22 protein-coding genes are annotated in these 21,679 nt (G+C 68.8%); 11 read left to right on the top strand and 11 right to left on the bottom strand.

From position 1 onward, the window contains the following. Positions 1-12: 12 nt before the first annotated feature. Entirely contained in the window at positions 13-489 is a 477-nt protein-coding gene (locus G369_RS0109475; protein WP_019653758.1) for an FKBP-type peptidyl-prolyl cis-trans isomerase, read from the bottom strand. A gap of 74 nt (positions 490-563) precedes the next feature. Beyond that, the gene (locus G369_RS0109480; RefSeq protein WP_019653759.1) at positions 564-1,466 is read right to left on the bottom strand and encodes a LysR family transcriptional regulator; all 903 of its coding nucleotides are present in this window, start codon (positions 1,464-1,466) and stop codon (positions 564-566) included. Between the two features lie 87 nt (positions 1,467-1,553). Between G369_RS0109480 and G369_RS0109485 the strand changes: the two genes are divergently transcribed. From G369_RS0109485 to G369_RS0109505, 5 genes are all read left to right on the top strand, one after another. Further along, positions 1,554-1,940, top strand: coding sequence for a DoxX family protein (locus G369_RS0109485; protein ID WP_019653760.1), 387 nt, complete (start codon positions 1,554-1,556; stop codon positions 1,938-1,940). A 43-nt stretch (positions 1,941-1,983) separates the two neighbouring features. Next, positions 1,984-2,568 (top strand): NADPH-dependent FMN reductase, encoded by a 585-nt coding sequence (locus tag G369_RS0109490; RefSeq protein ID WP_019653761.1) that lies wholly within the window; start codon positions 1,984-1,986, stop codon positions 2,566-2,568. Continuing rightward, positions 2,565-3,422: a pirin family protein gene (locus G369_RS0109495; protein ID WP_020723016.1), complete on the top strand. Its 858-nt coding sequence runs from the start codon at positions 2,565-2,567 to the stop codon at positions 3,420-3,422. The genes G369_RS0109490 and G369_RS0109495 overlap by 4 nt, the downstream gene beginning before the upstream one ends. 113 nt (positions 3,423-3,535) lie before the next feature. Continuing rightward, positions 3,536-4,744, top strand: coding sequence for a M20 aminoacylase family protein (locus tag G369_RS0109500; RefSeq protein ID WP_019653763.1), 1,209 nt, complete (start codon positions 3,536-3,538; stop codon positions 4,742-4,744). Between the two features lie 23 nt (positions 4,745-4,767). Beyond that, positions 4,768-5,766, top strand: coding sequence for a tripartite tricarboxylate transporter substrate-binding protein (locus tag G369_RS0109505; RefSeq protein ID WP_019653764.1), 999 nt, complete (start codon positions 4,768-4,770; stop codon positions 5,764-5,766). Positions 5,767-5,924: 158 nt separating this feature from the next. Here G369_RS0109505 and G369_RS0109510 read toward each other — a convergent pair whose 3' ends face one another. The 7 genes from G369_RS0109510 to G369_RS0109540 are packed head-to-tail and all read right to left on the bottom strand — an operon-like array spanning position 5,925 to position 12,216. Continuing rightward, positions 5,925-7,166 (bottom strand): metal-dependent hydrolase family protein, encoded by a 1,242-nt coding sequence (locus G369_RS0109510; RefSeq protein ID WP_019653765.1) that lies wholly within the window; start codon positions 7,164-7,166, stop codon positions 5,925-5,927. Next, complete coding sequence (locus tag G369_RS37055; protein WP_019653766.1) at positions 7,163-7,741, bottom strand: GAF domain-containing protein; 579 nt, start codon at positions 7,739-7,741, stop codon at positions 7,163-7,165. Before G369_RS37055 ends, G369_RS0109510 begins: the two co-directional genes overlap by 4 nt. Beyond that, positions 7,738-8,442 carry an ABC transporter ATP-binding protein gene (locus G369_RS0109520; protein WP_019653767.1) on the bottom strand — a complete coding sequence of 235 codons (705 nt, stop codon included), beginning with the start codon at positions 8,440-8,442 and terminating at the stop codon, positions 7,738-7,740. Before G369_RS0109520 ends, G369_RS37055 begins: the two co-directional genes overlap by 4 nt. 2 nt (positions 8,443-8,444) lie before the next feature. Beyond that, positions 8,445-9,218, bottom strand: coding sequence for an ABC transporter ATP-binding protein (locus G369_RS0109525; RefSeq protein ID WP_019653768.1), 774 nt, complete (start codon positions 9,216-9,218; stop codon positions 8,445-8,447). Next, a complete protein-coding gene (locus G369_RS0109530; RefSeq protein WP_019653769.1) occupies positions 9,211-10,098 on the bottom strand; it encodes a branched-chain amino acid ABC transporter permease in 888 nt (295 codons plus the stop codon). Before G369_RS0109530 ends, G369_RS0109525 begins: the two co-directional genes overlap by 8 nt. Continuing rightward, entirely contained in the window at positions 10,098-10,979 is an 882-nt protein-coding gene (locus tag G369_RS0109535; protein WP_019653770.1) for a branched-chain amino acid ABC transporter permease, read from the bottom strand. The genes G369_RS0109530 and G369_RS0109535 overlap by 1 nt, the downstream gene beginning before the upstream one ends. A 13-nt stretch (positions 10,980-10,992) precedes the next feature. Beyond that, on the bottom strand, positions 10,993-12,216 hold the full coding sequence (locus G369_RS0109540; protein WP_244164299.1) for an ABC transporter substrate-binding protein: 1,224 nt from the start codon (positions 12,214-12,216) through the stop codon (positions 10,993-10,995). Between the two features lie 182 nt (positions 12,217-12,398). Between G369_RS0109540 and G369_RS0109545 the strand changes: the two genes are divergently transcribed. Continuing rightward, positions 12,399-13,433 carry a LysR family transcriptional regulator gene (locus G369_RS0109545; protein WP_019653772.1) on the top strand — a complete coding sequence of 345 codons (1,035 nt, stop codon included), beginning with the start codon at positions 12,399-12,401 and terminating at the stop codon, positions 13,431-13,433. Between the two features lie 174 nt (positions 13,434-13,607). Here the strand turns inward: G369_RS0109545 and G369_RS0109550 are convergent, their stop codons facing one another. Together G369_RS0109550 and G369_RS0109555 are read right to left on the bottom strand one after the other, a co-directional pair. Beyond that, positions 13,608-14,594: a tripartite tricarboxylate transporter substrate-binding protein gene (locus G369_RS0109550; RefSeq protein WP_019653773.1), complete on the bottom strand. Its 987-nt coding sequence runs from the start codon at positions 14,592-14,594 to the stop codon at positions 13,608-13,610. A 71-nt stretch (positions 14,595-14,665) separates the two neighbouring features. Beyond that, positions 14,666-16,663 (bottom strand): acetoacetate--CoA ligase, encoded by a 1,998-nt coding sequence (locus G369_RS0109555; protein WP_019653774.1) that lies wholly within the window; start codon positions 16,661-16,663, stop codon positions 14,666-14,668. Between the two features lie 110 nt (positions 16,664-16,773). On the opposite strand from G369_RS0109555, the gene G369_RS0109560 reads away from it, so the two are divergent. The 5 genes from G369_RS0109560 (at position 16,774) to G369_RS0109580 (ending at position 21,663) form a co-directional block, all read left to right on the top strand. Further along, the gene (locus G369_RS0109560) at positions 16,774-17,571 is read left to right on the top strand and encodes a Crp/Fnr family transcriptional regulator (RefSeq protein ID WP_019653775.1); all 798 of its coding nucleotides are present in this window, start codon (positions 16,774-16,776) and stop codon (positions 17,569-17,571) included. A 128-nt stretch (positions 17,572-17,699) separates the two neighbouring features. After that, positions 17,700-18,410, top strand: coding sequence for an outer membrane lipoprotein (locus G369_RS0109565; RefSeq protein WP_019653776.1), 711 nt, complete (start codon positions 17,700-17,702; stop codon positions 18,408-18,410). Between the two features lie 166 nt (positions 18,411-18,576). Continuing rightward, positions 18,577-19,494: a dihydrodipicolinate synthase family protein gene (locus G369_RS0109570; RefSeq protein WP_019653777.1), complete on the top strand. Its 918-nt coding sequence runs from the start codon at positions 18,577-18,579 to the stop codon at positions 19,492-19,494. Between the two features lie 81 nt (positions 19,495-19,575). Then, positions 19,576-20,709 (top strand): branched-chain amino acid ABC transporter substrate-binding protein, encoded by a 1,134-nt coding sequence (locus G369_RS0109575; protein WP_019653778.1) that lies wholly within the window; start codon positions 19,576-19,578, stop codon positions 20,707-20,709. Between the two features lie 15 nt (positions 20,710-20,724). Beyond that, positions 20,725-21,663 (top strand): 4-hydroxyproline epimerase, encoded by a 939-nt coding sequence (locus G369_RS0109580; protein WP_019653779.1) that lies wholly within the window; start codon positions 20,725-20,727, stop codon positions 21,661-21,663. Positions 21,664-21,679: the final 16 nt, after the last annotated feature.

Below are 21,679 nucleotides of genomic sequence, written 5' to 3' on the forward strand. Positions count from 1 at the left end.
CCACAGTCTGCCTCAGTGATGGTGCCCGTGCGCCCCATGAACATGCCGGTGCTCGATCTCCACCGGCTGCGCCGCGCGAACGTCCGTCACCTGCAGGCTGAACTTCAGCGCCTTGCCGGCCCAGGGGTGGTTGCCGTCGAGCAGCACGACCGGGCCCTTGATCTTCATCACGGTGAAGACGTGCTCGCGGCCGTCGTCGAGCCGGCCCTGCAGCTGGCCGCCGACCTTCACGCCGGGCGGGAAGTCGGTCTTGGGAATGGAGCGCACCAGCGACTCGTCGCGCTCGCCGAAGGCGTCTTCGGGGGCGAGGTTCAGCACGGTCTGGTAGCCCTTTTCCTTGCCGTCGAGCGCTTCCTCGATCTTCGGCAGGGTGTTCTCATAGCCCCCATGCAGGTAGGCCATCGGCTCGGGGCTCGCCTCGATGAGCTTGCCCTGTGCGTCGGAAACCTTGTACTTGATGGTGACGACGGTGTCTTTTGCGATTTTCATGGGCTCGCATTCTCGGCCGAAACCCGAAGGCGCACGCAGCCGGGCCTTTCCCGGGGATTGCGGTGGCTGCCCGGCTACTTGAGCACGTCCATCTGGTCGAGCTTGCCCATCACCAGCTCAATGAAGGCCGACACCGCCAGCGGCAGGTGCTTGCGGCTCGGATAGACGACGTTGAGCCCGCGCCCGGTGTATTCGTACTGCGGCAGCACGCGCACCAGCTCGTCGGCCTGCTCGTCGCGCGTGGCCATCGCGGGCGGCAGCTGGGCGATGCCCAGGCCGGCCAGGGCCGCCCTGCGCAGCGCCTGGGCGGTGTTGCCGGTGAAGCGGCCGGCGACCTGCACTTCCTCTTCCACGCCGTCGGGGCCGGTGAGTCGCCAGGTGGTGTGGCCGGTGGGGGTCGAGGGGGTCACGCAGTCGTGCCGGGCCAGCTCCTGCAGGCTCTTCGGCTCGCCGCGCCGGGCGATGTAGGCGGGGCTCGCCAGCAGGCCGGCGCTGCGGGTGACCAGCCGCCGGCCGACGTAGCCCGAGTCGCGCAGCACGCCGCCGCGGAAGGCCACGTCGATGCGCTCGGCGATCAGGTCGGCGGCTGCGTCGCTGAGCACGAAATCGAGCTTGACCAGCGGATGCGCGGCCAGGAAGTCGGCCACCCATTCCATCGGGAAGAAATCGAAGAAATCCGCCGGCGCGGCCACGCGCACCAGGCCGCTGGGCTCCTGGCCGCCGGCCGCCAGCGCCTGCCCGGCGGCGGCCAGGCCGTCGATCAGCCCGGCGCAGCGGTCGTGGAAATCCTGTCCGGCGCTGGTCAGCGTGAGCTTGCGCGTGGAGCGCTGCATCAGCCGGGCGCCCAGCTGCGACTCGAGCTGCTGGATGCGCCGGCTCACGGTGTTCGGCGGCAGGCCCAGCCGCCTGCCTGCCTCGGCGAAGCTGCCGTGGCGCACCACCTGGACGAAGACGGCGGCGTCGTTGAGGTCGAACATGGCGGGCTGATTCCTTCAATTCATGGACGAGTGCAATCCGACTCTACCGCCTAGTCGATCAATGGGTGCATGCCTAACCTTGTGCCCATGACTACTTCATCCCTTGTCTCCCCCACTCAGCGCCGCATCGTCTGGAGCGTGCGCGTCCTGCTGGCGCTGGCTTTCGGCGCCGCGGGCGCTGCCAAGCTGGCCGGCGCGCAGCAGATGGTCCAGGTGTTCGACGCCATCGGCTTCGGCCAGTGGTTCCGCTACCTGACGGGGCTGGTCGAGGTCGGTGGCGCGGTGCTGCTGCTCGTGCCCGCTACCGGCTTCCTCGGCGGCCTGCTGCTGCTCGCGACCATGGTGTGCGCCGTCGCCACGCACCTGCTGCTGATCGGCGGCAACCCCGCGCCGGCCGTGGTGCTGGCGCTGCTGTCGGGCTTCGTCGCCTGGCGGCTGCGGCCGCAGTCCGGGTCCGTCGCCGCGGCGGCCTGATTTCCTTTTTCTCTCTTTCTTCCAACCTCTTCCGGAGTACCCCATGACCCAGCAGCAACCCCGCATCGGCATCATCCTCGGCTCCACCCGCGAAGGCCGCTTCGGCGAGAAGCCCGCGAAGTGGATCCACGAGATCGCGAAGCAGCGCACCGACCTCGCCTTCGAACTGGTCGACCTGCGCGACCACCCGCTGCCCTTTTTCGACGAAGCCGGGGCGCCGGCCTGGGGCCCGGTGAAGAACGAGGCCGCGCAGCGCTGGCAGGCGAAGCTGGCCGGCTTCGACGGCCTGATCGTCGTCACGCCCGAATACAACCACGGCCCCACCGCGGTGCTGAAGAACGCCATCGACTGGGCCTACAAGGAGTTCATCCGCAAGCCGATCGGCTTCGTGGGCTACGGCGGCGTGGGCGCGGCGCGCGCCATCGAGCAGCTGCGGCTGGTGGCGGTCGAGATGCAGATGGCGCCGGTGCGCCACGCGGTGCACATCGGCATGGTCGAGTTCCTCGGCATCTGGCAACAGGGCAAGAGCTTCGCCGACTTCCCGCACCTCGCGCAGGCGGCCACCGCGCTGCTCGACGACATCGCCTGGTGGACCAAGGCGCTGAAGAGCGCGAGGGAGGCCGCATGATGAGCACGGCCATCGAGGCAGGCGCCCGCGCCATCGTCTACCGCACGCGCGGTTCGCGCCACGGCGGCATCACGCGGCTGATGAGCCCCGGCGACCTGGGCGAATTCCTCAAGCCCTTCGTGTTCCTCGACCTCTTCGGCTTCGACGTGACCGGCGGCCACAAGGGCTTCGGCCTGCATCCGCACTCGGGCATCGCGACGCTGACATGGCTGATGGAAGGCGACACCCAGTACGAGGACACCACCGGCGAGCAGGGCACGCTGCGCGGCGGCGGCGTCGAATGGATGCGCGCCGGCAACGGCGTATGGCACACCGGTGCGCCTGCGCCGGGCGTGGAGCGCGTGAGCGGCTTCCAGCTGTGGGTGGCGCTGCCGCCTTCGGAAGAGAACGGACCCGCGCAGAGCATGTACCTCGCGCCCTCGCAGGTGCCGGCGCAAGGCCCGGCGCGCGTGCTGCTCGGGCGCTACGGCGCGGCGCAGAGCCCCATCGCCGCGCCCTCGCCGATGAACTACCTAGCCGTGAAGCTGAAGGACGGCGAACGCTGGACCTACCTGCCGCCGGCCGGCCACACGGTGGGTTGGATCGCCGTCAGCGCGGGCGCGCTCGAAGCGGGCCGAGACACCGGCGGCCCCGTCGCCGCGGGCGAGCTCGCGGTGTTCGAGGAATCGGGCGCGGCCATCGACTTCGTGGCGCACGGCGACACGGCCTTCGTGCTGGGCTCGGCGGTGAAGCATCCGCACGAGCTGGTGATGGGCTACTACTCGGTGCACACCAGCAAGGCCGCGCTCGAGCAGGGCGAGGCCGAAATCCGGCGCATCGGCGCGCGGCTGAGGCAGGAAGGGCGCATCGCGTAGCCGGGCCGGCAGATGATCCGGCGTGCGCGCGGCGGGCTGCTGGGCCAGAATCGTTCGCTTCACCCCCAACGTCGAACGACCCGGCCGGCTTCGCAGCCGGCAGCAGCCCCGCCATGAACATCGCCGATTCCTTCATCACCAACGCCGCCCGCTTCGTCGAGATCCGGCGCGACATCCACGCCCACCCCGAACTCGGCTTCGAGGAGCACCGCACCTCCGACAAGGTCGCGAAGCTGCTCGCCGAGTGGGGCATCGAGGTGCACCGCGGCATCGCGGGCACGGGGCTCGTCGGCGTGCTGCGCAAGGGCACGGGCAGCCGCACCATCGGCCTGCGCGCCGACATGGACGCGCTGCCGCTGCACGAGGCCAACGAGTTCGCGCACAAGTCGACGCACCCCGGCCGCATGCACGCCTGCGGCCACGACGGCCACACCACCATGCTGCTGGCCGCCGCCTGGCACCTCGCGCAGCAGGGGCCCGACGACTTCGACGGCACGGTGAATTTCATCTTCCAGCCCGCCGAGGAGATGGGCAAGGCCGGCGCCAAAAAGATGATCGACGAGGGCCTGTTCGAGCGCTTCCCCTGCGACGCCGTCTTCGGCCTGCACAACTTCCCGGTGGGCGACGTGGGCCGCTTCGCGCTCAACGAAGGCGCGCTGATGGCCTCGAGCAACACCTACATGATCACCGTGCGCGGACGCGGCACGCACGCCTCGATGCCGCACACCGGCATCGACCCGGTGGCGGCGGTGGTCACGCTCGCGCAGCAGCTGCAGACCATCGTGGCGCGCACCATCCCGAGCACCGAGCGCGCGCTGCTCGCGGTCACGCAGCTGCAGGGCTCCGACGCACCGAACGTGATCCCCGACGTCGCCACCGTCGGCGGCACCATCCGCACCTTCTCGATCGACGCCATCGACAAGCTCGAGGCCCGCCTGCGCGAAGTCGCCGCCGGCGTGGCGGCCGCGCACGGCTGCACGGCCGAGGTCTTCTTCAAGCGCTCGTCGCCGCCGACCGTGAACCACCCGGCCGAGGCGCGCTTCGCGGCCGGCGTGATGCGCGAGGTGGTGGGCGACGACATGGTCACCGACGACTTCCCCGCCGTGATGGGCGCCGAAGACTTCGCCCACATGCTGCTCGCGCGGCCCGGCTGCTACGCCTTTCTGGGCAACGGCGACGGCGACCACCGGCTCGACGGCCACGGGCCCGGCCCTTGCATCATCCACAACACCTCGTTCGACTTCAACGACGAGATCATCCCGATCGGCGCCAGCTACTTCGTGAAGCTGGTGCAGCGCTGGCTGCCGGCGGCGCGCGCCTGAAGTTGTTTCCCTACTGCTGACCGATGACCAAGAAAGTGGCCACACCGATGACCCCCACCCGATTCACCCGACGTTCATTCACCGCGATTGCCGCCGCGGCGGCGCTTTGCGGCATCGCTGCGGCCCACGCTCAGCAGCGCGTGATCCACATCGTCGTGCCCTTCGGCACCGGCGCGGTGCAGGACACGGTGGCGCGCGCCTTCAACAACGAGCTGGGCGCCGCGCTGAACGCCAGCGCCATCGTCGAGAACCGCGCGGGCGCAGGCGGCACCGTGGGCGCGGCGATCGTGGCGCGCGCGCCGGCCGACGGCAACACGCTGGTCCTCGCCGCGGCGAGCCACAACATCGCGGGCTTCCTCTACAGCAAGCTCAGCTACGACCCGCTGAAGGACTTCGTCGGCGTCGCCAACGTCGGCAACGCGGGCTACGTGCTCGCGGTGTCCAGCGGCATGGGCGTGTCGAGCACGGCCGACTTCATCAAGGAGGTCAAGGCCAATCCCGGCAAGTACAACTACGCCTCCGCCGGCAACGGCAGTGCCACGCACCTGGCGATGGCCTCCTTCCTCGCGAAGGCGGGCCTGCAGATGACGCACATCCCGACCAAGTCGACCGGCGAGGCCGTCAACGAGGTGCTCGCGGGCCGCGTGCAGGCGGTGATCTCGTCGAGCATCGGCGTGATGGGCTTCCAGGAGGACGCGCGCATGAAGCTGCTGGCCTCCACCGGCCAGTCGCGCAGCCCCTTCCTGCCCAAGCTGCCGACCGTGGCCGAGAGCGGCCTGCCCGGCTACGCCTTCGATTCGTGGATCGGCCTGCTCGCGCCGGCCGGCACGCCCAAGGCCGAGGTCGAGCGCCTGAACGCCGTGACCAACAAGGTGCTGGCCGACCCGGTGATCCAGGAACGCTTCAAGCGCCTGGGCGTGGAGCCGCGCAGCCAGAGCGCGGAGGAGTTCCAGAAGCTGCTGCGCGCAGACTGGGATGCGATGGGGGCGGTGGTGAAGGCCTCGGGGGCGAAGGTCGACTAGGTGTGAAGTGTCAAGAGCTCATTTCTTGACAAGTCGAGCCTGGACCCCGGACCGAAGCCGCTGATGCCGCGGTGCCAGCCGGCCAGGGCATCCGTTCGCCGGGCCAGGTTCCGGCAGGTCCAGCCGCAGGCCCGTTCGCGCAGCGCGGTCTGGACTGCCTATCGGGCAGGTGCGAGCGTGCAGCGGTGGAAGCTGCCCTGTTTCATCACCACCGGCACGCGTTCGGGCTGCTGCAGCAAGCTGATGTCGGTCAGCGGATCGCCGTCTATCACCAGCAGGTCCGCATGGGCTCCGGGCGCAATGCAGCCCAGCCGGCCGGACTGGCCCAGCAGCTCGGCGTTCACGGCGGTTGCGCTCCAGACGATCTCATCGGCTGGCATGGCCGGCAGGCGCAGCGTGAACTCGTCGCTTTGCGAAGCGTGCATGTCGCCCAGCAGGTCGGTACCCAGGGCGATCTTGACGCCGGCAGCCCGTGCGATCCGCAGCGCTTCGATCCCTTGGTGCTTCACGCGGTCGGTCTTTTCCTTCATCGCCTTCGACCAGCCGAGCCGATCGGCATTGGCGGCGATCGCGGCGTAGGTGGCCAGCGTGGGAACGAGAAAAGTGCCGGCCTCGGCCATCAGGCGGGCGGAGGCCTCATCGAGCAGATTGCCGTGCTCGATGGAGCGCACGCCACAGCGCACGGCGCGCTCGATCGCCGCGGGCGAGTAGGCGTGCGCCATCACATAGGTGCGCGCGGCCTCGGCCTCCTGGACGATGGCTGTGAGTTCCTCGATGGAGTACTGGGTGCCTTCGAGCGGATCGTTGGGCGATGAGATGCCGCCGCCGGCCATGACCTTGATCTGGTGGGCGCCGTTGCGCAGTTCCTCGCGCGCCGCACGGCGCACGGCGCCGACGCCATCGGCGATATGGCCCAGGATGCCGACCGCGCCGCAACAGGCGCAGCCGACGTTCTGGAAGAACGCGGGTCGCGTGTCGCCATGGCCGCCGGTCTGCGTCAGGGCGCGGCCGGCGATGAACAGGCGCGGCCCGGCGAAGATGCCCTGCTCGACCGCCTGCACCAGGCCGGCATCGGCGCCGCCGGCATCGCGCACGGTGGTGAAGCCGCGATCGAGCATGCCGGCGAGCACGTCCTTGGACTGAGCCGTCACCAGCGACTGCGGCAACATCGAGAGCTTGAAGAAATCGGGGATGGTGGCCGTGACGTGCACATGCGCATCGATCAGCCCCGGCATCAAGGTGCGTCCGGCCAGGTCGAACACCTGGGCGTCGTCCACTGGCAGGTCGCCAGGCTCGACGGCGTCGATGCTGCCGTCTTCCACCACGACGGTGGACGCCGGCTGCAGGCCGCGTTGGAGACCGTCGAAGAGACGGGCGTTGCGAAAGACGATGCGACTCACAAGGAAGCTCCTGCCGGCTGCGTTGCCGGCCCACTGGACGAAGAAGATGAAAGAGACGAAGCGGGCGAAGGGGACGCGAAGAAGGCTGCACCCAGCAGCACCGCGAAGGGCTCGCACAGCGCCGTGTCGTCGGCACGGAACCAGTGCGCCTCGTGCAACAGGTTCATGGAGCCCAGGATGTGGCCTTGGAAGCAGATCGGCACATTGAGCGCCGACGCGCAGCCCAGGCCGAAGATCGCTTGGGAGTCGGGAAAATTCCGCCGTACGGCCTCGGTGTCGGGCGACAGGGCCGGACTCGGGTCGGCCAGCAGGCGCTGCAGCCAGGCATCGCCGGCGACGGACTTCACACCCCGTGCCGGGTATGACACGGGGTCGCTGGAATGCAGGCGCTCGAGCCCGTCGCGATCGGGTGTGGCGCGCAGCACGGTGAACAGCCGGAAGCCGACCAGCTCGCCGAGGGCGCGTTCCACGATGCCGCAGAGCATGGACGTGTCGGCAGAGGCGCCCAACTCGCGCGCCGCATCGCCCAGCAGGGCCAGCGCGCGTGCGGCATCGACAGAAGCGCGGCCGCTCATGCCCCGCGCCCCAGGTAGAGCGCGACGGCGCGCGGATCGTCGAGCAAGGAGCGGGCTGGCCCTTCCAGGGCCACGCGGCCCTGGTCGAGGATGTAGCCGCGATGGCTGATGTCCAGCGCGTCGCGGGCACGCTGCTCGACCATCAGCACCGCCACGCCCATCGACGGCAGGCGCGCGATGTGACCAAAGATGGTCTTGGCCATGATCGGCGACAGGGCCGCGGTCGGCTCATCCAGGCACATCAGGCTCGGCCTGGACATCAGGGCGCGGGCGAAGGCCAGCTGCTGACGCTCCCCGCCTGAAAGCGTGCCTGCCAGCCGCGAGACAAAGGGTTGCAGTGCCGGGAACAGTTCCAGCATCTCGTCGGCCCTGCGGCGCACGTCGGGAACGCCCTGCACGATCCACAGGTTCTCGCGCACGCTCAGGCGCGCGAAGACGTTGGCGATCTGCGGCACATAGGCAATGCCGTCGGCGAGGCGTTTCTCGGTCGGCCGTCCGCGCAGGTCGGTGTCGTTCCACAGCACCTTGCCGGTCACGCGCGGCAGCAGGCCCATGAGCGCCTTGAGCATCGTCGACTTGCCCGCGCCGTTGGTGCCTGCCACCGTGACGATCTCGCCGGCATCGACGTGCAGATCGACGCCCTTGAGGATGTCGGTTTCGGCATAGCCGCCGCAGAGGGATTCCAGTTGCAGTCGGTTCATCTTCAGGCTCCCATGTAGGCGGCCTGGACCCGCGGGTCGGCCAGGACTTCGCCGGGCGTGCCCTCGGCGAGCAGCCGGCCTCCGTCGAGTACCAGCATGCGATCGACCAGGCGTGAGAGCGCATGCAGGTTGTGCTCCACGATGACGAAGCCGATGCCTCGCGCGTGCAGCTCGCGGATGCGCTCGGAGATCTGCTCGATCAGCACCGGATTGACACCGGCGTAGGGCTCGTCGAGCAGCACGCAGCGGGGCTTCAGCATCAGGATGCGTCCGAGTTCGAGCAGCTTCTTCTGGCCGCCCGAGAGCTGGCCTGCCGGCGTCGAAGCGACGTGGTCGAGCCGCAGGAAGCGCAGCCATTCGTTGGCCTGCTCGACGTGCGCCTGCTCGCTGCGCCGCACGGCGGAGCGCCGCAGCAGCAGTGCAGTGAGCGATTCGCCGGGCTGATCCCATGGCGCGGCCAGCATGTTCTCGAGCACCGTCAGATGGCGAAATTCACGCGGCACCTGGAATGTGCGCATCAATCCCAGACGCGCCCGCTGCTCGGGTGGCATGCGTCCCAGGGTCTGGCCGAGGTAGACGACGTCGCCTGCCTGCGACTTCATGAAACCGCTGAGCACCGAAAACAGGGTGCTCTTGCCGGCGCCATTCGGACCGATCAGGCCGGTCAGACGCGTGGTGTCGAGACTCAGCGACAGCTTGTCGAGCACGACGTTGTCGCCGTAGCTCAGGACGATGCCGCGCGCCTCGAGTTCGTGGGAGGTGGACGGCTCAGTCACGCGGTGCTCCCCACAGGCCCTGCGGTCGGAAACGGATGAACAGGATCAGCGCGGCACCGATGACGGCCAGGCGCACGCTCGACATCGCCACCTCCGGAATGCCCGGGAACAAGTCTCGCGCCGCCCGCGAGCCCTCGAGCACCAGCAGCAGCAGGAATGCGCCGGCCACGGCGCCGCGCAGCCGGCCCACGCCGCCCATGATCATCGCCATCCAGACCTGGAACGTGACGATCGGCAGGAACTGATCGGGCGTGACGTAGCCGACATAGTGCGCGTAGAACGAACCCGCCAGGCCGGCGATGCCGCCTCCGAGCATCAGCACCTGCGTCTTGAAGCGCGCCGGGTTCTTGCCCAGCGCCAGCAGCGCCGTCTCGTCATCGCGGATGGCCTGGATCAGGCGTCCGTACGGACTCTTCACTATCGCTCGAATGACTCCGGCGACCAGCACGCATGCCGCGAGCAGAGCCGCCGCCAGCCACAGGTCGCCGAGAAGGCCGGCGCCGTCGCCGCCGAAGAGCTTCGGTACGCCGGCGATACCCTGGCCCCCATTGGTCAGGGCCTTCTCGTTGATGATGGCCAAGCGCACGATCTCGGAGAAGCCGAGCGTCACGATCGCCAGGTAGTCGTCGCGCAGCCTCAGCGCGACGCGGCCCAGTGGCCAGGCAAGGAAAAACGGCACCACCATGCCGAGTGCAAACCCGCTCCAGGCCGGCCAGCCCATGCGCACCGTGCAGATCGCGCTGGCATAGGCACCCAGGGCGAAGAATCCGACGTAGCCGAAGTTGATGAGGCCGGTGAAGCCGTACTGGAAATTGAGGCCCAGCGTCAGCAACACATAGGCCAGTGCCGTGATGAGGACGGCCAGCAGGTAGGCTTCCATCAGCGGACTCCCTGCACGCGGCCGAACAGGCCCTGGGGACGCCACAGCAACACCAGCAGCATGGCGACGTAGGACAGCGCGATCTTGTAGGTGAAGCCGACGAAGGGCGTGGAGAGTTCCTGCAGCACACCGAGTCCGATGGCGCCGAGCACTGCTCCCAGCGGATTGCCCAGCCCGCCGACCACGGCGGCGGCGAAGGCCGGCAGCAGCATGTCGGCGCCCGATTCCGGACTGACCTGCGTTTTCAGGCCGTAGGCCAGCCCGGCCACGCCGCAGACGATGCCCGAGAGCAGCCACATGCGTGTCATGGCGGCGCGGCTGTCGATGCCGACCACCCGGGCCAGGTCCATGTCGTCGGCGATGGCACGCATGGTGCGGCCCGTGCTCGTGAATCGCAGCAGCGCGAACACCAGGACGACGCAAGCCAGCGACATCCCGCCCACGAAGACATCGAGCGGATTGATGACCAGGTCACCCCAGCGCCAGGCGCGCATCGGCGGCAGGTCGAACAGCTTGATCTCGTGACCGAAGCCCAGCCCCATCGCCGCGCGCAGCACGAACCCGACCCCGATGGATGTCAGCAGCAGCGCCAGGCCCTTGCGCCTCAGCAGCGGCGCAAATGCCAGCCGCCACCCCAGCCAGGTACCCGCCGCGCCAGCGGCCGCAGCCCCGATGCCGGCAGCCAGCATCGAGCCGCCGGAGAGCCGGTGCGCCGTCAGGGCGCCGAAACTGCCCAATGACACGAAGTCGCCGACCGCCGCATTGGGAAAGCGGGCGACACCGAAGACCAAGGTCACAGCCAGCGCCGGAAGCGCCACCAGCAGGCCTTCGGCCAGCCCGTTGAGGGCCAGGTTCAGGAAGTCGGACAGAGCCAGATCCATGACGTGGTCGCCTTCAGCCGTTGATGGCGTAGGCGCGCTGCCATTTGCCTGCGCGGATCACGAATGCGGCGAAGGTGGGATCGACATCGTTCTCGTCGTCGAAATCGACCGAGGACGAGGCGCCCTCGTAGTTGATCGCTTTCTTCTGCGCCAGCAGCTTCTTGCCTTCCTCGAAGCTGCCCACCGGCTGGCCCTTGCCGGTCGTGACATCGCGGACCTTCGCCGCCACGGCCACCGCATCGGCACCCGGGCCGGCTGCCTCGATGGCCAGGGCCAGCACCTGGACCATGTCGTAGCACATGGCGGCGTAGACGTTGCTTTCCGGTGCCTGCTTCATTGTCAGGGCGTACTGGCGAGCAAAGCGTGCGTAGGCACTGCTGCGTTCGTTGACGACCGATTCCACCACGACGATGCCTTCGGCGACCTCGGGCGTGACGCCCTTGATGAAGTCCACGTTGGCACCGAAGCCCGGGATGATCCATTTCATGGGCGTGCCCAGCTGCCCCCAATCACGCACGATGGCCGTGGCGTCGGCGACATATGCCGACAGGATGATGCCGTCGGGCTTCGAGCGCAGGACCTGTTGCAGCTCCGAGCGATAGCTCGGGCGGCCCGGCTCGTAGAGCACGAAATCCGTCAGCTTGCCGCCGGCGCCTTCCCAGACCTTGCGAAAACCTTCGGCGTGCGGTGCGAGGGCGGGATTGTTCTGCGCCATGACGGCAGGACGCCGCAGGCCTTCCTTGCGCGCAGCCTCGGCGAAGGCACGGCTCAGGTGCTTGGAACTGCCCTGGTAGCGAAATGCGAGTTTCTTGGCGTTGACCTTGGGATCGGCCAGAGCGACCGCGCCGGAGGTGTGCATGAGGATGACATTGGCCGTGTTGGTCATGGGCAGCACAGCCAGCGAGACGCCCGAGGCCCAGGTACCCAGGATGGCCTGGACGCGATGGACTTCGAGCAACTTCTTCGCTGCCAGAACGGCCGCGTTGGGGCTCGTCTGGTCGTCCTCGGAAAAGACTTCGAGCTTGCGCCCTGCCGCGCCCCCGGCGGCATTCACTTCCTCTGCCGCGAAAACGATGCTCTTTTGCATGCCCGAGCCGAAGTTGGCACCACTGCCCGTGACCGGGTTGAGCGCACCGATGCGAAAGGTGGCCTGGGACTGGGCCCAGGCCCCACGGCTGCCGAGCAGCGCGGCGGTGACACCGGAAATGAGGAGTTGACGGCGGTCCAAGCGATTCACAGCGGGCCTCTCGAATTGGGGGATAAGGAAAAAATGGAAGTGGAAAAGGGGAGGAGGCGATTACAGATTCCGCGCTGGACGACGTCCAACGCATTGTGGAAATGGGGGATAACAGCCGCATCAATAACCCGCCGGCCCATCATTGACGCGGCTGGCACGCTATCTGCTGAGCTCCTGGCGACATGACACTTCTGACGACCGCATCCGCCGCCTGCCTTCACGCACAGGACGACGCGACGCCGACGCCGGGCCCCAGGAATGCGGGGCGCACCGCCGGCGCGCGCCGTGGCACCTTCGACGGGCTCGACCTGAACCTGCTGCGTGTGTTCGCGGCCCTCATGCGGGAGCGCAACGTGACGCGTGCCGGCGCCGCGTTGTGCCTGTCGCAATCAGCGGTGAGCAATTCGCTGCAGCGCCTGCGCACCGCGTTGGGCGACATGCTCTTCGAGCGCACGGCCTCGGGCATCCGGCCGACAAGCCACGGCCTGGAGCTGTGGCACCAGTTGCAGCCGCACTATTTGCAGATCGAGAAGGTGCTGACCCCGGAAGCATTCGATCCGCTGACCTACGAGGGCGCATTCACGATCGCAATGTCCGACTACACGGCCGAGCGGATCATGCCGAGACTGGGGGCCTACCTGGAGACGCACGCGCCACGCGTGCAGATCAATCTGTTGCCCTACAGCGTCGCCAACATGTTCCCCATGTTCGAGCGAGAGGGCATCGACCTGGCCATCGGCGCCAACCGGGACGATGCGCAGCACGCCCGCGGTCTGCGAGCCAGCACGTTGTGGCCCGTTCATTCCCGCTGCCTGATGCGCCGCGACCATCCGCTTGCGCAAGGCGAGTTGACGATGGAGCGCTTCCTGTCGGCGCGCCACCTCGACGTGTGCCTGCCGGGCATGACGATGCCGCTCTACGACAACCTGCTGGCAGCCCATGGCATCCGCCGCAACCTGATCCTCACGCTGAACCACTACACCCAGACGCTGGCGGTGCTGGCCGCGACAGACTACATCGCGGTGCTCCCGGTTTCGCTGCTCGACCTGAGCGCCTACGCCGACCGGCTCTGCCAGCGCGATCCGCCCATCGCGATGCCCGAACGGCCGCTGGGACTGATCTGGCACCAGCGGCACGACAGCAGCTCGCCCCAGGTCTGGCTGAGACAAGTCATGGTCGACTTGTTCGCTCAACCAGAGAGTTGCAGCCACGCATAGCTGCGAGCGCGCTTTTGGTGAAGATGCAGCATCCGGCTGTCCCAGCTTCGGCAACCTGCCAGTGAAGGTGTTCGGGACCGACAACACAGACGGCCGGCTGTGTCGGCCGATTTGCCGATTGGAAGCATGCCTCGGCCGCAGGGGCTTTTCTGCAGGCCCCTGCCGGGCAGGAGTTCAGGACTCCGAAGTGAACCCGATCTGCTTCACCAGCGGCCCCCAGCGCTCGTACTCGGCCTTCTGGTCGGCCGCCATGTCCTGCGCCGTGGTGCCGTTCGCGACCAGGCCGACCAGGGCCAGCGCGTCGACCACGGCTTTGTCCTTCAGCGCCTGGGTGATGGCGGCGTTGGCGGCAGCGATGGTGGCGGCGGGTGTCCTGGCCGGCGCGTAGAAGCCGAACCATTCCTCGGAGGTCACGTCGGGGTAGCCCAGCTCAGTGAAGGTCGGCACGTCGGGCAGGAAGGGCGAGCGCTTCTTGCCGGAGGTGGCCAGCACGCGGATGCGGCCGGCCTTCACGTACTGAAGGTAGTCGCCGCTGGGGTTCATGGCTGCAGCGATCTGGCCGCCCACCAGGTCGGTGATGCTGGGCACGGTGCCGCGGTAGGGCACGTGCTTGAGGTCGACGCCCGCGCGCATGCCCAGCAGCGCGCCCAGCAGGTGCGGCATGGAGCCGGCGCCTGGCGAGCCGTAGCTGGCCTTCTCGGGATGGGCCTTGGCCCAGGCCAGGAAGTCCTTGAGGGTCTTCACTTCCGCCGGTACCGAGGGCCCAACGGCCAGGCCGTGGAACATCACCGCGCCGATGGACACGGCGGTCACGTCCTCGGGCTTGTACGAGAGCTTCGGATAGATGTACGGATACACCGACAGCGCCGACACGGGCGCCAGCGCCAGCACCGAGCCGTCGGCCGGCGCTGCCTTGAGCGTCTCCAGCGCGATCCGTCCGCCCGCACCGGGCTTGTTCTCCACGTAGCCCGGGTTCCTGCTGTAGGGCGTGCCGCCGAGTTTCTCGGCGACGCGTCGCGCCACGCTGTCGCCGGCGCTGCCGGCGGGAAAGCCGTAGATGACCTTCACCTGCTCCAGCGCCTGGGCGAGGGCGGCGAAGGGCGTCAGTGCGCCGGTGGCGGCGGCGCCTGCCATGGCGTTGAGGAAATGGCGTCGTTGCATCTTCTGTGTCTCCTTGGGTGTGTGTATGCGTGGGATGCGGGTGGAAAGCGAAAACGGGAGGCCGCGCGGCATCAGGCCGCCGCGCGCTTGCCTGCGTAGTCGACGAAGAAGGCGAGGCTGCGCGGGTTCTGCATGCTGTCGGGGCTCGCCACCTTCTCGGCCGGCGTGCCCAGCAGCAGCTTGCGCAGGGGCACTTCCATCTTCTTGCCGCTGAGCGTGCGCGGAATCTCCTCCACCTGCACGACGTCGTCGGGCACGTGGCGCGCCGACGCCTTGGTGCGGATGGCGGCGCGGATGCGTTCGACGAGGGCCGCATCGAGCGCCATGCCCGGCTGCAGCACGACGAACAGGGGCATGAACGAGGGACGGCCCAGGTATTCGAGATCGACCACGAGGCTGTCGCGCACCTCGGGCAGCTGCTCGACCACGCGGTAGATCTCGGCGGTGCCCATGCGGATGCCGAAGCGATTGATGGTGCTGTCGGAGCGCCCGTAGATCACTGCGCTGCGCCGCGGCGTGAAGCGGATCCAGTCGCCGTGCCGCCACACATCGGGGAAGGTCTCGAAGTAGCTTTCGCGGTAGCGCCGGTTCCCGGGATCGTTCCAGAAGTACAGCGGCATCGAGGGCATCGGCTCCGTGATGACCAGCTCGCCCACCTCGTCGACCACCGGCCGGCCGGCATCGTCGAATGCGTAGGCCGCCACGCCGAGTTCGGGGCACTGGATCTCCCCGGCGTGCACCGGCAGGCTGGGCGCGCAGGCCACGAAGCCCGAGGCGATGTCGGTGCCGCCGCTGATCGAGGCCAGCCAGAGGTCGGGCTTGACGGCGTCGTAGACCCAGAGATAGGCCTCCACCGGCAGCGGCGAGCCGGTCGCGTTGATGGCGCGCAACCGGTCGAGGTCCGCGATGTCGCGCGGGCGCAGCCCGTCCTTCATGCAGTTGGCCAGGTAGGCCGCGCCGCAGCCGAACAGCGTGACGCCCTGCTCGCCGATGAAGCGCCACAGCGCGCCGGCGTCGGGCCAGGCGGGGTTGCCGTCGAACAGCACGATGCTCGCGCCGGTCAGGAGCGCGCCCACCTGCAGGTTCCACACGATCCAGCCGGTGCTGCCGAGGAACAGCAGCCGGTCGCCCGCGCGCAGGTCATGCTGCAGCGCCATGGTCTTCAGGTGCGTGACCACGATGCCGCCGTGGCCGTGCACCATCGCCTTGGGCAGGCCGGTGGTGCCGGACGAATAGACGATCCACAGCGGGTGGTCGAAAGGCAGGCGCTCGTAGCGCGGCGGGGCGTCCTCCCGCAGCGCATCGGCCCAGTCGACGCGGTCGCGCCAGTCGGGTGCCGGGGCCTCGTCGCCCGGGCCCGGCACGCGGATCACGCGCTTCACGCTGGGCAGTTCGGCCAGCAGCTCCTTCACCTGGGCGCTGCGGTCGTGGCGCTTGCCGTTGTAGCGGTAGCCGTCGGTCGCCAGCAGCAGGCAGGGCTCGATCTGGCGCAGCCGGTCGAGGACCACGCCCGGGCCCATGTCCGGCGCGCAGCTCGACCAGATGGCGCCGATGCTGGCGCAGGCCAGGAAGGCGACGACGGTCTCCGGCCAGTTGGGCAGGTAGCCGGCCACCCGGTCGCCGGGGCCGATGCCCCATGCGCGCAGCCGGCCGGCCAGCGCGGCGGTGTCGCGCTCGAGCTCGGCCCACGACATGGTGCGCAGCGGCGCGTCTTCCCTGCGCGCGACGATCGCGGGGCTCGCCGGGTCGTTGCCCACCCTGCGGAACACGTTCTCGGCGTAGTTCAGCCGCGTGCCGGGAAACCACTGCGCCCCGGGCATCTCGCGCTGCGCGAGCACCGGATGCGTGTCGCCCTCGCCCACGACGCCGAAGTACTCCCAGATCGACTGCCAGAAGGGCTCCAGCGAATCCACGGACCACTGCCAGAGCTGCTCGTAGCCGCCCGCCGGCACGCCGTGGCGTTCGGCCAGCCACTGCTGGTAGGCATGGAGCCCGCTGGCGCGGACCTGTTCGGCCGAGGGTGTCCACAGCAGCTGGCCGTGGGCGTCGGAAGGGGGCGAATCGTGCATCGTGTAGCGGGCATCCAGAAGCCGCCCGGCGGGCGGTTCGGGCCGGATTGTTCGGGCGATGCGGCGGCGATACTGTTGGAAATGAGACATTTGAATTAAGGGTTTGCCCGTTGGAAAAGAAGCCACACGAGCCGTCGCAGGGGCCGTCGCGCGAGCCGCCGGCCGTGCCTCATCGGCGGGCAGCGGAGCCCCTTCCTTCGCGGCGTGCGAAGGCCGACGAACCCGCGGGCCTGGGCATCGACGAGCTGCTGCGCCTGTCGCCGTGGAGCGCGGCCCTGCCCGCGCCGCTGCGCAAGCGGGTGATGGAGCGCATGCGCGAGCACCGGGTGTCGAAGGGCCAGCTGCTGGCGCGGCGCGGCGAGATTCCGTCGACCTGGTTCGGGCTGATGGAGGGGCTGCTCAAGACCTCGGTGCTCGCCGCCGACGGCCGCAGCTCCACGCTCGGCGGCATCCTGCCGGGCTGCTGGTTCGGCGAGGGCGCACTGCTGCGCGGCAAGCCCCGGCATGCCGACTACGTGGCGCTGCGCGACAGCCGCGTGGCGCTGCTGCCGCTGGACGATTTCGCCCGCCTGCTGCAGGAGCACCCGGCTTTCAAGGACTTCATCTACGCGCAGATCAACGAACGCCTGCATTACTTCATGGACCACGTGGGCGACGTGCGGCTGATGCGCGGCCCCGCGCGCGTGGCGAACGCGCTGTGCGGGCTGGCCCATCCGCTGAACAACCCGCTCGGGCTGATCCACCTGCCCATCGCGCAGGACGAGCTGGCCGCCATCGCCGGCGTCTCGCGCCAGCGCTGCAACCTCGCGCTGCAGCACATGCAGGCCGAAGGCTGGCTGCACGTCGGCTACGGGCAGCTGACCCTGCTCGCGCTGGAGCCGATCGCGGACATGGCCCGGGCGGGCTGATCCCCTGCGGCGGCGCCTCCGGCGCGAAAATCGCCTTGTAGGACGCCGGCGGATTGAACTTCCCGCCCCTCGAAGCCATGCTTCGGCGGTGCCCCTCGCGCCGTGCGCCGGGGCGGAAAGGAAATCTCATGAACTCGACATCGCACCTCGAACAGCCTGCCACCGTGCACGCAGGCAGATCGCCCAAGGTGCTCTGGGCCGTGATCGGCGTGCTGGCCATCGCGGTCGCGGCGCTGGGCGGGGTGCTGCTGCACAGGCAGGGGCAGGAAACCGCGGCGCCCGCCTCCGTGCCCCTGGCCGCCGCTTCGAACGCCCCGGCGCCCGACGACTTCAAGCCCGAGGCCATGCCGCCCGCGCCCGCCATGCCGCCGCCTGCGGTCGCTCCAGTCTCCCCCGCCCCTCAGGCAATGGCTGCCGCACCGCAGTCGGCGCCCGCTCCTGCAAATTCGACGGCCGTTGCTGCAGCCGAACCTGCGCCTGCCACGCGTGCCGCGCCGCCGTGCGCGGTCTGCGGCCGCGTCGAATCGGTCCGGCCGGTGCAGCGCCAGCAGAAGACCACCGGCGTGGGCGCCGTAGCGGGCGGCGTGGTCGGCGGCCTCGTCGGCAACCAGTTCGGCCACGGCAACGGTCGCGTCGCCACCACGGTGCTGGGCGCGGTCGGCGGCGGCTTCGCGGGCAATGCCATCGAGAAGCACGTTCGCACCGTCACCGTCTACGAGGTGGGCGTGCGCATGGACGACGGCAGGCTGCGCACCGTCGAGACGAAGACCGCGCCGCCGATCGGCAAGCAGGTCACGCTCCAGCGCGGCGTGCTGCGACCGGCCGACGGCCACAAGTAGGCGGGCGAGCCACCTGCACGGCAGGGCCGCTCGCCCTGCGCCGCCGCTTCCGTATCACAGAAGAACACGCTGCAAAAGAGCGCTTGCCCCAAAAGTATCTTGACCGTATATCCTTAATATATTTAGAGTCCGGTGTCTTCCACCGCACATCCGAAGGAGCGATCAAGTGAGCAATCCCCGCTGGCAAGGCGTCTTTCCCGCCGTCACCACCAAGTTCCACGCCGACGAGAGCATCGACGCCGAGGGCACCGCCCGGCACATCGACTTCCAGATCCGCAACGGCATCCACGGCCTCGTCACCTGCGGCTCGCTCGGCGAGGCCAGCACGCTGACGCTGGAGGAGAAGCTGCAGGTCGCCAAGATCGCGCTCGAAGCCGCCGACGGCCGCATCCCGGTGCTGGCCAACGTGTCGGAGACCAGCACCCGCGAGGCGCTGCGCTACGTCGATGGCGCCAACAGGCTCGGCGTGGCCGGCTTCATGGTGATGCCCTCGGTGATCTACGTGGCCGACGCGCGCGAGGCCATGCTCAACGTGCGCACCATCGCCAATGCGGCGCAGAAGCCCATCATGGTCTACAACAACCCGGTGGCCTACCGCGTCGACCTGAAGCCCGCGCACATGGTCGAGCTGGCCGACTGCGAATGGATCGCCGCCATCAAGGAAAGCACCGACGACATCCGCCGCATCACCGACCTGCGCAATACCGTGGGCGACCGCTACCAGCTGTTCCTCGGCGTCGACGACCTCGCCTACGAAGGCCTGGCGCTGGGCTGCGACGGCCTGCTCGCCGGCGTGGGCTGTGCCTTCCCGCGCGAGACGGTGGCGCTCTACGACCTGATGAAGGCCGGCAAGTTCGCCGAGGCGCTCAAGCTCTACCAGTGGATGACGCCGATGCTGCACCTCGACGTGTCGACCAAGCTCGTGCAGAACCTCAAGCTCATCGACGCGATCGTGGGCGTGGGCACCGAGCACATGCGCCGCCCGCGCCTGCCGCTGGTCGGCGCCGAGCGCGAGTTCGTCGAAGGCATCGTGAAGAAGGCGCTCGCGACGAGGCCTGTTCAATACCAGTCGGTCATGCAATAAACCGACGGCGCGCCGGCACCGGCTTACCGGTCGGCTGCCGGCCGCGTGTTTTTCATCGTCCCCAACCCAGCAGGAAGAAGCATGAAGACAAAAGCAAGCATGGTTTCGTTTCTCGGTCTCGCGGCCCTGGCCCTCGCCGGCCAGGCGCACGCGCAGGAGCAGGTGGTCAAGATCGGCCACAGCGGTCCTCTCTCGGGCCCCAATGCCTTCGCGGGCAAGGACAATGAAAACGGCGTGCGCCTCGCCATCGAGGAGCTCAACGCGAAGAAGCTCGTCGTCGGCGGCAAGACGCTGAAGTTCGAGCTGGTCTCCGAAGACGACCAGTGCGACGCCAAGACCGGTGTGAGCGTGGCGCAGAAATTCGTGGACGACGGCGTCAAGTACGTCATGGGCCCTTACTGCTCGGGCGTGGCCATCCCGGCCTCGCGCATCTACGCCGACGGCGGCACCATGGTCTCCACCGTGGGCACCAACCCGAAGGTCACGCAGGGCGGCTACAAGAACCTCTACCGCATCATCGCGAGCGACAACCAGATCGGCGGCGCCATGGCCGTGTACGCGGCCAAGGAGATGAAGGTCAAGAAGGTCGGCGTGATCGACGACCGCACCGCCTTCGGCCAGGGCCTCGCCGAGGAATTCACCAAGGAGGCGAAGAAGCAGGGCCTCACCGTGGTCGGCCAGGAATTCACCACCGACAAGGCCGTGGACTTCACCGCCATCCTCACCAACATGAAGGCCAAGGCGCCCGAGGCCATCTTCTTCGGCGGCTACGCGCCTCAGGCCGCGCCCATGGCGCGCCAGATGAAGCAGCTCGCGGTGCCCGGCAAGCTGCTGGGCGGCGACACCGTCTGCAGCCCCGCCACCGGCAAGCTCGGCGGCGACGCGGTCAACGACCTGGTGTTCTGCGCGCAGGGCGGCTCCATCCTCGAGAAGGCGCAGAGCGGCCCGGCCTTCAAGGAGAAGTTCAAGAAGCGCTTCAACATCGATCCCGATGCGTACGCCGCCTCGTACTACGACCAGGTGCTCTTCATCGGCGAGTCGATGAAGAAGGCCAACTCCATCGATCCCGACAAGGTCGGCGCCGAGCTCTACAAGGCCACCTACAAGGGCGTGGCCGCCACCTACGCCTACGACGACAAGGGCAACATGAAGCAGGCGCCGATCACGGTGTTCACCTTCAAGAACGCGGCCCCGGTGCCCATCGCGAGCTACTGAGACGAAGCGAAGAACATGCATCGCATCCAGGTCATCGACTCACACACGGGCGGCGAGCCCACGCGCCTGGTGATCGGGGGCTTCCCCGATCCGGGCAAGGGCAGCATGGCCGAGCGCCGCGCGCTGCTGGCCGAGCGGCACGACAAGTGGCGCGCCGCCGCCGTGCTGGAGCCGCGCGGCAGCGACGTGGTGGTGGGGGCGCTGCTGTGCGAGCCGGTCTCGGCCGATGCGGCCGCGGGCGTCGTCTTCTTCAACAACGCCGGCTATCTCGGCATGTGCGGCCACGGCACCATCGGGCTGGTCGCTAGCCTCGCGCACATGGGGCGCATCGGCGTGGGCGAGCACCGCATCGAGACGCCCGTGGGCACCGTGACCACCACGCTGCACGAAGACGGCTCGGTGAGCGTGCGCAACGTGCCCGCCTACCGGCACCTGCGGCAGGCGGCGGTCGAGCTGCCCGGCCACGGCATCGTGCGCGGCGACGTGGCCTGGGGCGGCAACTGGTTCTTCCTCGTGAGCGAGCACGGCCAGCGCGTGGCGAGCGACAACCTCGCCGCGCTCACCGACTACACCGCCGCATTGCGCAAGGCCCTTACGGCGCAGGGCATCACCGGTGCCGACGGCGCGGAGATCGACCACATCGAGCTCTTCGCCGACGACAGCGAAGGCGCCGACAGCCGCAACTTCGTGCTGTGCCCGGGCAACGCCTACGACCGCTCGCCCTGCGGCACCGGCACCAGCGCCAAGATCGCCTGCCTCGCGGCCGACGGCAAGCTCGCGCCGGGCGAGGTGTGGAAGCAGGCCAGCGTGATCGGCAGCGTCTTCGAGGCCAGCTACGCGCTCGACGGCGAAGGCCGCGTCATTCCCACGCTGCGCGGCCGTGCGCACATCAGCGCAGAGGCCACGCTGCTGATCGACGACGCCGATACCTTCGGCTGGGGCATCCGGCTCTGACCACGGGCACGACGGG

This window comes from Variovorax atrisoli 110B, assembly GCF_000382045.1.
GTDB lineage: Bacteria > Pseudomonadota > Gammaproteobacteria > Burkholderiales > Burkholderiaceae_C > Variovorax > Variovorax atrisoli.